12 protein-coding genes and 1 tRNA gene are annotated in these 11,435 nt (G+C 68.6%); 11 read left to right on the forward strand and 2 right to left on the reverse strand.

Going from position 1 to position 11,435, the window contains the following annotated elements; genetic code table 11:
* Window positions 1-165: 165 nt before the first annotated feature.
* The 3 genes from ABTX78_RS06310 (at window position 166) to ABTX78_RS06320 (ending at window position 3,429) form a co-directional block, all read left to right on the forward strand.
* Window positions 166-723, forward strand: coding sequence for a TetR/AcrR family transcriptional regulator (locus ABTX78_RS06310; protein WP_352205665.1), 558 nt, complete (start codon window positions 166-168; stop codon window positions 721-723).
* Window positions 724-799: 76 nt separating this feature from the next.
* A complete protein-coding gene (locus ABTX78_RS06315; protein ID WP_352205666.1) occupies window positions 800-2,239 on the forward strand; it encodes an MFS transporter in 1,440 nt (479 codons plus the stop codon).
* 53 nt (window positions 2,240-2,292) lie between these two features.
* Entirely contained in the window at window positions 2,293-3,429 is a 1,137-nt protein-coding gene (locus ABTX78_RS06320; protein WP_352205667.1) for a UDP-N-acetylmuramate dehydrogenase, read from the forward strand.
* A gap of 89 nt (window positions 3,430-3,518) precedes the next feature.
* On the opposite strand, the gene ABTX78_RS06325 is transcribed toward ABTX78_RS06320, so the two are convergent.
* Together ABTX78_RS06325 and ABTX78_RS06330 are read right to left on the reverse strand one after the other, a co-directional pair.
* Window positions 3,519-4,589, reverse strand: coding sequence for an adenosine deaminase (locus ABTX78_RS06325; protein WP_352205668.1), 1,071 nt, complete (start codon window positions 4,587-4,589; stop codon window positions 3,519-3,521).
* 119 nt (window positions 4,590-4,708) lie between these two features.
* A complete protein-coding gene (locus ABTX78_RS06330; RefSeq protein WP_352205669.1) occupies window positions 4,709-5,935 on the reverse strand; it encodes a pyridoxal phosphate-dependent aminotransferase in 1,227 nt (408 codons plus the stop codon).
* A 169-nt stretch (window positions 5,936-6,104) separates the two neighbouring features.
* Between ABTX78_RS06330 and ABTX78_RS06335 the strand changes: the two genes are divergently transcribed.
* The 8 genes from ABTX78_RS06335 to rplL all read left to right on the forward strand — a co-directional run bounded on the left by ABTX78_RS06335 (window position 6,105) and on the right by rplL (window position 11,417).
* A tRNA-Trp gene (locus tag ABTX78_RS06335) sits at window positions 6,105-6,177 on the forward strand.
* Between the two features lie 107 nt (window positions 6,178-6,284).
* On the forward strand, window positions 6,285-6,566 hold the full coding sequence (gene secE, locus ABTX78_RS06340) for a preprotein translocase subunit SecE (RefSeq protein ID WP_313944702.1): 282 nt from the start codon (window positions 6,285-6,287) through the stop codon (window positions 6,564-6,566).
* Between the two features lie 76 nt (window positions 6,567-6,642).
* The gene (gene nusG / locus ABTX78_RS06345; RefSeq protein WP_352205670.1) at window positions 6,643-7,566 is read left to right on the forward strand and encodes a transcription termination/antitermination protein NusG; all 924 of its coding nucleotides are present in this window, start codon (window positions 6,643-6,645) and stop codon (window positions 7,564-7,566) included.
* A 163-nt stretch (window positions 7,567-7,729) separates the two neighbouring features.
* Window positions 7,730-8,164 (forward strand): 50S ribosomal protein L11, encoded by a 435-nt coding sequence (rplK, locus tag ABTX78_RS06350; RefSeq protein ID WP_123188882.1) that lies wholly within the window; start codon window positions 7,730-7,732, stop codon window positions 8,162-8,164.
* A gap of 82 nt (window positions 8,165-8,246) precedes the next feature.
* Window positions 8,247-8,969: a 50S ribosomal protein L1 gene (rplA, locus tag ABTX78_RS06355; RefSeq protein WP_352205671.1), complete on the forward strand. Its 723-nt coding sequence runs from the start codon at window positions 8,247-8,249 to the stop codon at window positions 8,967-8,969.
* Between the two features lie 134 nt (window positions 8,970-9,103).
* Window positions 9,104-10,045, forward strand: coding sequence for an SCO4651 family lipoprotein (locus ABTX78_RS06360; RefSeq protein WP_352205672.1), 942 nt, complete (start codon window positions 9,104-9,106; stop codon window positions 10,043-10,045).
* Window positions 10,046-10,396: 351 nt separating this feature from the next.
* Window positions 10,397-10,924: a 50S ribosomal protein L10 gene (gene rplJ / locus ABTX78_RS06365; RefSeq protein WP_313944698.1), complete on the forward strand. Its 528-nt coding sequence runs from the start codon at window positions 10,397-10,399 to the stop codon at window positions 10,922-10,924.
* Between the two features lie 109 nt (window positions 10,925-11,033).
* Window positions 11,034-11,417: a 50S ribosomal protein L7/L12 gene (gene rplL, locus ABTX78_RS06370; protein ID WP_142214215.1), complete on the forward strand. Its 384-nt coding sequence runs from the start codon at window positions 11,034-11,036 to the stop codon at window positions 11,415-11,417.
* Window positions 11,418-11,435: the final 18 nt, after the last annotated feature.

The raw sequence follows: 11,435 nt of genomic DNA on the forward strand, positions 1-11,435 counted from the left end.
CCGTGCTCCACTGCGGTGTGAACCCGGGTGGCCCCTGCAACGAGACCAACGGCATCGGCGCCAGCCGCGCCTGCCCCGGCCCTCCCGTATGTCACGCTCCGCAGTTCCGTACGTGACATCGCTCACGGTTTGCCAGGCTAGTGATTGCTCACTAACTTTGTTCGCATGGTCAGGATGAGCGCAGAAGAGCGACGCGAGAGTGTCATCCGTGCGGCGATCTCGGAGTTCGCGCTGGGTGGTTACCACGGCACCTCCACCGAGGCGATCGCCAAACGGGTGGGTGTCTCGCAGCCGTATCTCTTCCGCCTTTTCAAGAACAAGAGGGAGCTGTTCCTCGCCGCTGCGCTGCGCTGCCTCGAAGAGACGCCCCGGGCGCTGGCCGATGCACTGGAGGTGCGGCCGGACGTCACGCCCAAGGAGGCGATGGCCGCGGCGTACATGGGGCTGATCGACGACCGGGAGCAGCTGCTGATGCAGATGCAGACCTATGTCGCGGTGGCCTCCGCCGAAGCCGCGGGCGACCACGCCTTCGGGGAGGCGATCCGGGCCGGCTGGGCGGAGATCTGGGACCACGCGCGGGTCGCGCTGGGGGGAACCCGCGACACGGCCGACTTCGTGGGCTGCGGCATGCTGATCAATGTGCTGGTGGCGTTGGGGTATCCGCGGGATCACCGGGTGTGGTCCGGGCTCAACATGGCCGAGCTGGACGCCGTCCGTCGGTGACGGATGCCTGGCCCCGTGCCGGGGTGACGTCTGTCCATAAAAGTTAGTAATCAATAACTAATCTACTGGGGGAGTTATGGACCAGCAGTCAGTCCGGCGCGGTTCCGCCGTCTGGGCGCTCGTCATCACCAGCGTCGCCGGCTTCATGGCGGCACTCGACAATCTCGTCGTCACCACCGCTCTGCCGTCCATCCGCGAGGACCTCGGCGGTGCGCTGGAGGACCTCGAGTGGACGGTGAGCGCGTACACCCTCACCTTCGCCGTCTTGCTGATGTTCGGAGCCGCGCTCGGCGACCGGTTCGGCCGCCGCCGGCTGTTCATGGCCGGCCTCACGATCTTCACCGGTGCCTCGGCCGCGGCGGCGCTCGCGCCCGGCATCGACTCCCTCATCGCCGCCCGGGCCGTCCAAGGCGTCGGCGCGGCCGTCATGATGCCGCTCACCCTCACGCTGCTCACGGCCGCCGTCCCCGCCGCGCGGCGCGGAGCCGCACTCGGCATATTCGGCGCCGTGACCGGTCTCGCCGTCGCCAGCGGGCCGCTCATCGGCGGCAGTCTCACCGAACACATCTCCTGGCAGTGGATCTTCTGGCTGAACGTGCCGATCGGGATCGCGCTGCTGCCGCTCGCCCGGCTGCGTCTCGACGAGTCGTACGCGCCCAGCGCCCGGCTCGACGTCCCCGGCACCCTTCTCGTCAGCGGCGGCCTGTTCGGCATCGTCTACGCCCTGGTCAACGGACAGGCGGACGGCTGGAGCAGCCTCCCGATCCTGGCCGGGCTCATCGTGGGCACGCTGCTGATCCTGGCGTTCATACGCCACGGCATGGTCGCCAAGAACCCCATGCTCCCCATGCGTCTCTTCCGTGACCGTGCCTTCTTCGGGATCAACATCGCCTCCCTGTTGATGTTCCTCGGCATGTTCGGATCGATCTTCCTGCTCAGCCAGTTCCTCCAGGGCGTGGCCGGCTACTCGCCCACCGAGGCCGGACTGCGGATGCTCCCGTGGACCGGAATGCCGCTGATCGTCGCGCCCATCGCCGGATACCTCTCCGACCGGATCGGCGGTCGGCCCGTCGTCGCCACCGGTCTGGCCCTCCAAGCGGTCGGCCTCGGTCTGTTCGCCATGGTCCTGGAGCCGGGGGTGTCGTACGCGGCGCAGCTTCCCGGCCTGATCCTCGGTGGCGTCGGCATGGCGATGTACTTCGCCCCCGCCGCGAGCGTGGTCATGTCCAGCGTCCGGCCGGGCGAGCAGGGCATCGCCTCCGGCGCCAACAACGCCCTGCGCGAGGTCGGCGGAGCGCTCGGTGTCGCGGTGCTGGGTGCGGTCTTCGCCGCCCAGGGCGGGTACGAGACCCCCGACGCGTTCAGTGACGGCACCGTCCCGGCGCTGTGGATCGGGTCGGCGGCCGTCGCGCTCGCCGCGGTGATCGCGCTGATGATCCCGGGCCGGGGCCGCTCGGGCGGGCCCGTGGGGGAGACGGCGCACGATCTCAAGCAGCGGGAGCCGGCCGTGGCGTGACCGGCGGCGCCGGGCGCACGTCTCCCGCCCCCGCCGCCGCGCACCCGGGCCCCATGACCCGCGCCCCCTGCCGTACCCACCCCCGGTCCGTGGCCCCGCCGAGCGGCGCGGCCACGGACCGTACCCTTGTCCCCGTGCAGGAACTCCACGACGCTCCCCTCGCCCCCCTGACCACCTTCCGGCTCGGCGGCCCCGCGACCCGGCTCGTCACGGCCACGACCGACGACGAGGTGATCGCCGCCGTACGTGCGGCGGACACGGCGGGCACCCCGCTGCTGATCATCGGTGGCGGCAGCAATCTCGTCATCGGCGACAAGGGCTTCGACGGCACGGCCCTGCGCATCGCGACCGAGGGCTTCCGGCTGGAGGGCACTCGGCTGGAGCTCGCCGCCGGTGAGGTCTGGACCGACGCGGTCGCCCGCACCGTCGAGGCGGGACTCGCGGGCATCGAGTGTCTGGCCGGCATCCCCGGCTCGGCCGGCGCCACCCCGATCCAGAACGTGGGCGCGTACGGCCAGGAGGTCTCCTCGACCATCACCGAGGTGGTCGCCTACGACCGCGGCAGCGGCGAGACGGTCACCCTCTCCAACGCCGAGTGCGCCTTTTCCTACCGCCACAGCCGTTTCAAGGAGCACCCCGAGCGCTACGTCGTGCTGCGCGTCCGCTTCGAGCTGGAGGAGGCGGGAGGCCTGAGCGCGCCTCTGAAGTATGCGGAGACCGCCCGCGTGCTCGGTGTGGAGCCCGGTGACCGCAAGGAGCTCGCGGAGGTCCGCCGGGCCGTCCTCGGCCTGCGCGCGGGCAAGGGCATGGTCCTGGACCCCGAGGACCACGACACCTGGTCGGCCGGGTCCTTCTTCACCAATCCGATCCTGGAGGCGGACGAGTACGCGGCCTTCCTCGACCGCGTCCGCGAGCGCCTCGGCGACGAGACCGCCCCGCCCGCGTACCCGGCCGGCGACGGCCGCACGAAGACGTCGGCCGCCTGGCTGATCGACAAGGCAGGCTTCACCAAGGGGTACGGCACGGGGCCCGCCCGTATCTCCACGAAGCACACCCTCGCGCTCACCAACCGGGGCGGGGCCACCACCGAGGACCTGCTGGCGCTCGCCCGCGAGGTCGTGACCGGCGTCCGCGAGGCCTTCGGGGTGACGCTGGTCAATGAGCCGGTGACGGTCGGCGTCAGCCTCTGACCCCGGTCGCGTCGGCATCCGGGCCGTCGGAGGCCACGCGCCTCCACCCCCCGTACGACCGTCGAAGTGCCGTCGCGGGAGGCCGGACTTCAGGCCGCGGGTCCCCCCGGGGCTGCCAGCCACTCGTCGACGCCCGTCAGCAGCTTCTGCTTGGTCTCGGGCGGGGCCGCGGAGCCGCGCACCGACTGGCGGGCCAGTTCGGCCAGCTCCTCGTCGGTGAAGCCGTGGTGCCTGCGGGCCAGTTCGTACTGGGCGGCCAGGCGGGAGCCGAAGAGCAGCGGGTCGTCCGCGCCCAGCGCCATCGGCACGCCCGCCTCATACAGCGTCCGCAGTGGCACGTCCGAGGGCTTCTCGTACACCCCCAGCGCCACGTTGGAGGACGGGCACACCTCGCAGGTGATCCCGCGCTCGGCGAGCTTGCGCAGCAGCCGGGGATCCTCCGCCGCCCGGACCCCGTGGCCGACGCGCGAGGCGTCCAGATCGTCCAGGCAGTCGCGTACGGACGCCGGGCCCGACAGCTCGCCGCCGTGCGGCGCCGCCAGCAGTCCGCCCTCCCGCGCGATCGCGAAGGCGCGGTCGAAGTCCCGTGCCATGCCCCGGCGTTCGTCGTTGGAGAGCCCGAAACCCACCACCCCGCGGTCGGCGTACCGCACGGCGAGCCGGGCGAGCGTCCGCGCGTCCAGGGGGTGCTTCATACGGTTCGCGGCCACCAGCACGCGCATCCCCAGCCCGGTCTCCCGCGACGCGCTGTCCACCGCGTCCAGGATGACCTCCAGAGCGGGAATCAGCCCGCCCAGCATCGGGGCGTACGAGGTGGGGTCGACCTGGATCTCCAGCCAGCCGGAGCCGTCCCGCACGTCCTCCTCGGCGGCCTCGCGCACCAGTCGCTGGATGTCCTCGGGGGAGCGCAGACAGGACCGCGCCATGTCGTAGAGCCGCTGGAAGCGGAACCACCCGCGTTCGTCCGTGGCCCGTAGCTTGGGCGGCTCGCCGCCGGTCAGTGCGTCCGGCAGGTGCACGCCGTACTTGTCGGCCAGTTCGAGCAGGGTGCCGGGCCGCATCGACCCGGTGAAGTGCAGGTGCAGATGCGCCTTGGGCAGGAGGCTCACATCTCGTACGGGAGGGGGATTCGGGGAGTGTCCCTCGGAAAAGTCCAGCATTCCAGGATCTTGCCGCACCTCGCGGCGTCCGGGCAGCCCCTTTCCCTGATCGTGGCCTTGCCCGAACGAAGAAGCGGGTCCGGGCAGCAGCCCGGACCCGCTTCCCGTGACAGCGAAGATCAGTCGCGTGCTTCCGCGAGGAGCTTCTGGAGGCGGGAGACGCCCTCCACCAGGTCCTCGTCGCCGAGAGCGTAGGAAAGCCGCAGATAGCCCGGCGTGCCGAAGGCCTCGCCCGGGACGACCGCCACCTCGGCCTCGTCCAGGATCAGCGCCGCCAGCTCCACCGACGACTTCGGGCGCTGTCCGCGGATCTCCTTGCCCAGGAGTCCCTTCACCGACGGGTACACGTAGAACGCGCCCTCCGGCTCCGGGCAGACCACGCCGTCGATCTCGTTGAGCATCCGCACGATCGTCTGCCGGCGGCGGTCGAAGGCGGTGCGCATCTCGGCCACCGCGTCCAGGCTGCCGGACACCGCGGCCAGCGCCGCGATCTGGGCGACGTTGGAGACGTTGGACGTCGCGTGCGACTGGAGGTTGGTCGCGGCCTTGACCACGTCCTTCGGGCCGATGATCCACCCCACACGCCAGCCGGTCATGGCATAGGTCTTGGCCACACCGTTGACGACGATGCACTTGTCGCGCAGCTCTGGAACGAGCGCCGGCAGCGAGGAGAAGGTGGCGTCGCCGTACACCAGGTGCTCGTAGATCTCGTCCGTCATCACCCACAGTCCGTGCTCGACGGCCCAGCGGCCGATGGCCTCGGAGTCCTCGCGGCTGTAGACGGCGCCGGTCGGGTTGGACGGGGAGACGAACAGGACGACCTTCGTACGGTCGGTGCGCGCGGCCTCCAGCTGCTCGACGGAGACCCGGTAACCGGTCGTCTCGTCGGCCACGACCTCGACCGGGACGCCGCCCGCGAGCCGGATCGACTCGGGGTAGGTCGTCCAGTACGGAGCGGGCACGATGACCTCGTCACCCGGGTCCAGGATCGCCGCGAACGCCTCGTAGATCGCCTGCTTGCCGCCGTTGGTCACCAGGATCTGCGCGGGGTCCACGGCGTAACCGGAATCCCGCAGCGTCTTGTCGGCGATGGCCTTCTTCAGCTCGGGCAGACCGCCGGCGGGCGTGTAGCGGTGGTACTTCGGGTTGCGGCAGGCCTCGATCGCAGCCTCGACGATGTAGTCGGGCGTGGGGAAGTCGGGCTCACCCGCGCCGAAGCCGATCACCGGACGCCCGGCGGCCTTGAGGGCCTTGGCCTTGGCGTCGACGGCGAGGGTGGCGGACTCGGAGATCGCACCGATGCGGGCGGAGACCCGGCGCTCGGTCGGAGGGGTTGCAGCGCTCATACGGCCATCGTCCCAGACCGCAAACGCGCCAGGCACACGTGTTTCGCGTAGCGGACAGAAAGCGCTCCGGAGCTATCTGTTCGACGCGGGGCCCCCGACCACGTACACTCACTCGTCGTTGGCCCACACCGACCACGTCTGCGGATGCGGTAGGTTGGGGAAACCACAAAGGGTCGTAGCTCAATTGGTAGAGCACTGGTCTCCAAAACCAGCGGTTGGGGGTTCAAGTCCCTCCGGCCCTGCTACACACACCTTCGCCAGGTTGTGTGCGCATGTACGTTATTCAATGAACCGCCGTGCGGCTCCACCGGGCGCGGCACGGCCACGACCCGGAATCAGGTGAAAGAACGTGACGGACGCCGTGGGCTCCATCGACACGCCTGATGCCGAGGACGAGGCGCCCTCGAAGAAGTCCCGCAAGGGCGGAAAGCGCGGGAAGAAGGGCCCTCTGGGCCGCCTCGCGCTCTTCTACCGGCAGATCGTCGCCGAGCTTCGCAAGGTCGTCTGGCCGACTCGGAACCAGCTGACGACGTACACCACAGTGGTGATTGTCTTCGTAGTCGTCATGATTGGTCTGGTGACCGTGATTGACTATGGGTTCCAGGAAGCCGTCAAGTACGTCTTCGGCTGATGCCCGCGAAGGGCGCCGGTAGCGGCGCCCCTTTCGCATGTTCCACCCCGTCTGTAGTCAGGAAGAAGCAGCCACCGTGTCTGACCCGAACGTGAACGACGCCGTTGAGCCGAGCGACAGCCTCGAGTCCCCTGAGGACGAGCTCGACATCGTCGAGGCGGCCGACGAGGACCAGGCGGAACTTGCTGACGCCGCCGCGGGCGAGCCGGCCGAGGTAGCGGCGGTCCGCGTCGAAGAGGATGCCGAGGCCCTGGCCGAGGTCGACGAGGACGAAGCCGCAGCCGCAGCCGACGAGTCCGATGAAGACGCCGACGCCGACGTCGAGGGCGAGTCCGACGAGGACGCCGCCGCCGACGAGGAGCTCCTCGTCGAGGAGGCCCCGGCCGACCCGGTCGCCGCGCTCCGTGACGAGCTGCGCGGTCTGCCCGGCGAGTGGTACGTCATCCACACCTACGCGGGCTACGAGAAGCGCGTGAAGGCGAACCTGGAGCAGCGTGCCGTCTCGCTGAACGTCGAGGACTTCATCTACCAGGCCGAAGTGCCCGAGGAAGAGATCGTCCAGATCAAGAACGGCGAGCGTAAGAACGTGCGGCAGAACAAGCTGCCCGGTTACGTGCTCGTCCGCATGGACCTGACGAACGAGTCCTGGGGCGTCGTCCGCAACACCCCGGGTGTCACCGGCTTCGTGGGCAACGCCTACGACCCGTACCCGCTGACGCTGGACGAGATCGTCAAGATGCTGGCGCCCGAGGCCGAGGAGAAGGCCGCCCGTGAGGCCGCGGAGGCCGAGGGCAAGCCGGCTCCGGCCCGCAAGGTCGAGGTCCAGGTGCTGGACTTCGAGGTCGGCGACTCGGTCACCGTCACCGACGGTCCGTTCGCGACGCTCCAGGCGACGATCAACGAGATCAACCCGGATTCGAAGAAGGTCAAGGGTCTCGTCGAGATCTTCGGCCGCGAGACCCCGGTCGAGCTGAGCTTCGACCAGATCCAGAAGAACTGATTCTGGAACACACGCCTCCGAACAGGTCAGAACGGCTCTCGCAGCCGCTCTGACCTGCTCGGTTTTTGGCCGCACAGTCATACCCGTTATCGTTGTGCGGTATGCCTCCATCCGGATGATCGGCTGGAGCGCTGGAAACTCTCACTAGGACCCGGAGAGAGCAATGCCTCCCAAGAAGAAGAAGGTCACGGGGCTTATCAAGCTCCAGATCCAGGCCGGCGCGGCCAACCCGGCTCCGCCGGTCGGCCCCGCACTGGGTCAGCACGGCGTCAACATCATGGAGTTCTGCAAGGCCTACAACGCCGCGACCGAGTCGCAGCGTGGCATGGTCGTGCCGGTGGAGATCACGGTCTACGAGGACCGCTCCTTCACCTTCATCACCAAGACTCCGCCGGCCGCCAAGCTGATCCTCAAGGCCGCGGGTGTGGACAAGGGCTCTGGCGAGCCGCACAAGACGAAGGTCGCCAAGCTGACGCGCGACCAGGTCCGTGACATCGCCACGACGAAGATGCCCGACCTGAACGCCAACGACCTGGACGCCGCCGAGAAGATCATCGCCGGCACCGCCCGTTCCATGGGCATCACGGTCGAGGGCTGACAGTCCCCGTACGACCTCAGTGGCAGGGCCAAGCGCTGGTCCGAACCACGACTCCACGCCTGAACACACAACAGGAGCAGAAGTGAAGCGCAGCAAGAACCTCCGCGCTGCGGATGCCAAGATCGACCGGGAGCGCAACTACGCCCCGCTCGAGGCCGTCCGTCTCGCCAAGGACACCGCCGCCACCAAGTTCGACGGAACCGTCGAGGTCGCCTTCCGCCTGGGTGTCGACCCCCGCAAGGCCGACCAGATGGTCCGTGGCACCGTCAACCTTCCGCACGGCACCGGCAAGACCGCCCGGGTCCTGGTCTTCGCGACCGGTGACCGTGCTGCGGCCGCGGAAGCCGCGGGCGCCGACATCGTCGGCTCCGACGAACTGATCGACGAGGTTGCGAAGGGCCGTCTGGACTTCGACGCCGTCGTCGCCACCCCGGACCTCATGGGCAAGGTCGGCCGCCTCGGCCGCGTGCTCGGTCCGCGTGGTCTGATGCCGAACCCGAAGACCGGCACGGTCACCCCGGATGTCACCAAGGCTGTGAACGACATCAAGGGCGGCAAGATCGAGTTCCGCGTCGACAAGCACTCGAACCTGCACTTCATCATCGGCAAGGTCTCCTTCGACGAGACGAAGCTGGTCGAGAACTACGCCGCGGCTCTGGAGGAGATCCTCCGTCTGAAGCCGTCCGCCGCGAAGGGCCGCTACATCAAGAAGGCGACCCTGACCACGACGATGGGCCCCGGCATCCCGCTGGACTCCAACCGCACCCGCAACCTCCTCGTCGAGGAGGACCCGGCCGCCGTCTGATCCTGACGGCAGCCGCGGGTCTCGCGCATCGAAGCCGGCCCCGCACCTCCCCGGAGGTGCGGGGCCGGCTTTTCGTTGTCCCGCTGTCGTACGTGTGCGCTACGGTTCGAATTCGTCACGACGAGGGGTGGGGCATGAGCATGTCCGCATGGAGGCGCGCGGGCGTCTCGCTGGCGGCAGTGGCCGTCATGACCGCAGCAGCGGCCGGGTGCCAGGGCGGGAACGGCACCGAGAAGGCTGCCGGTGCGCCGGAGAAGGACCGTACGACGCAGTCCCGCGACGCGGTGACGCAGGTCCTCACGGCGGCCTACAAGAAGACGTCGGCCGCGAAGTCGGCCAAGGTCCGGATGACGATGACCGCGCCGGCCACGATGGACGACGGCGGCACCATGGAGCTTTCCGGGGTCATGGGCTGGGACCCCACCGTGATGGACATGACCATGAAAGGGTCCATGCTCAAGGCGGACCCGGGCATGCCCGCGCAGGTCCGCATGGTCTGGCAGAACGACGTCATGTACATGGACATGGGCACGAAGATGGCCCAGGACATGGACGGCAAGCGCTGGATGAAGCTGGACCTCGGCGCCATGGCGGCGGACTCGGGGGACAAGGCGCTGCAGAAGCAGCTGACCGGTGGCCTGCAGAACATGAACCAGGACCCGGCCCAGCAGCTCGCCATGCTGCTCGACTCCCCGAACGTGAAGCACGTCGGAGCGGAGAAGATCGACGGGGTGGAGGCCCAGCACTACAAGGGCACGCTCACCGTCGAGGAGATGCTGGCCTCCAACGAGTCGCTGAAGGTGCTCGGTGAGAAGGAGCGCAAGGACCTGCTCGCCGGTGTCGAGAAGGCCGGCATCAAGGGGTACGAGACCGAGGTCTGGGTCAACGACGACGAGTATCCGGTGCGGATGGACGTCGGCATGGACACCCCCGAGGGCAAGGTCACGATCGTCACCCACTACACGGACTACGGCACCGAGGCCGCCGTCCAGGCGCCGCCGGCGAAGGACACCTTCGACCTCATGGGGATGCTCAAGGAGCTCGGTGAGGGCATGGAGTCCTCCGGGCAGAGCTGATCCGGGGGACCGCCGACGAGCCCGTCGGCGCCCCCGCAGGCCCGATTTGCTCGACCTGGGCCGCTTCACGTAGTCTTCCCCAGAAGCCAAAGACCGCTGGTCGTTGCTGCGCCTTCGCAAGAGGGTGTGGCGGCCGAAGGATTCGCTGAACTGCGAACGACCCGCGCAGGTGACTGTGGAAGTACTCCCGGACGGTTCCGTCCGGTCGAGTTCACGCCCCGTGCACCTGTGCCGGGGCGTTTCGTTTTGTGCAGAGCCCCTTCTCCACGTGCCTGATTCAGGCGGTCCGGCGACGTGCGGTTGATCGAAAGGTCAGCCGAGGATCATCACCCCGGAAGGAGGCCGAGGCACATGGCGACGTCCGACAAGGTCGCAGCCGTTGCAGAAATCACGGAGAAGCTCCGCGGTTCCAATGCAGCTGTTGTGACGTCCTACACCGGACTGACCGTGGCGCAGCTCAAGGAGCTTCGCCGTTCTCTCGGCGAGAACGCTCAGTACCGAGTGGTGAAGAACACGCTGACCCAGATCGCGGCCAAGGAGGCCGGGATCGAGCTGGACGAGCACCTCAAGGGCTCGACGGCTGTTGCCTTCGTCACCGGTGACCCGGTGGTGGCGGCGAAGGGACTGCGTGACTTCGCCAAGGACAACCCCGCTCTCGTCATCAAGGGCGGTGTCCTTGAGGGTAAGGCGCTGTCCGCCGACGAGATCAAGAAGCTTGCGGACCTCGAGTCCCGCGAGGTTCTGCTCGCCAAGCTGGCGGGCGCCATGAAGGGCAAGCAGTCGCAGGCTGCCGCGCTCTTCCAGGCGCTCCCGTCGAAGTTCGTCCGCACCGCGGAAGCGCTTCGCGCCAAGAAGGCCGAGCAGGGCGGTGCCGAGTAATCGGCTCGCGCATTGACCGGGGCTATGTGACGCACCGGTCGTAGCGGGCCTGTACGCCCGCCTTCATGTACATCCCGGCACCAGCCGATTTAGTGGAAGGACCGCCATCATGGCGAAGCTCAGCCAGGACGACCTGCTCGCGCAGTTCGAAGAGATGACCCTCATCGAGCTCTCCGAGTTCGTGAAGGCCTTCGAGGAGAAGTTCGACGTCACCGCCGCCGCTCCGGTCGCCGTTGCCGCTGGTGGCGCCGCTGCCGCCCCGGCCGAGGCCGAGGCCGAGCAGGACGAGTTCGACGTCATCCTCACGGGCGCCGGCGAAAAGAAGATCCAGGTCATCAAGGTCGTGCGTGAGCTGACCTCCCTGGGTCTGAAGGAGGCCAAGGACCTCGTCGACGGCACCCCGAAGCCGGTTCTCGAGAAGGTCGCCAAGGAGGCCGCCGAGAAGGCTGCCGAGTCCCTCAAGGCCGCCGGCGCCTCCGTCGAGGTCAAGTGACCTTCTGAGTCTCCCACC

It is taken from the genome of Streptomyces sp. NPDC096193 (assembly GCF_040302905.1).
Classification (GTDB): Bacteria; Actinomycetota; Actinomycetes; order Streptomycetales; family Streptomycetaceae; genus Streptomyces.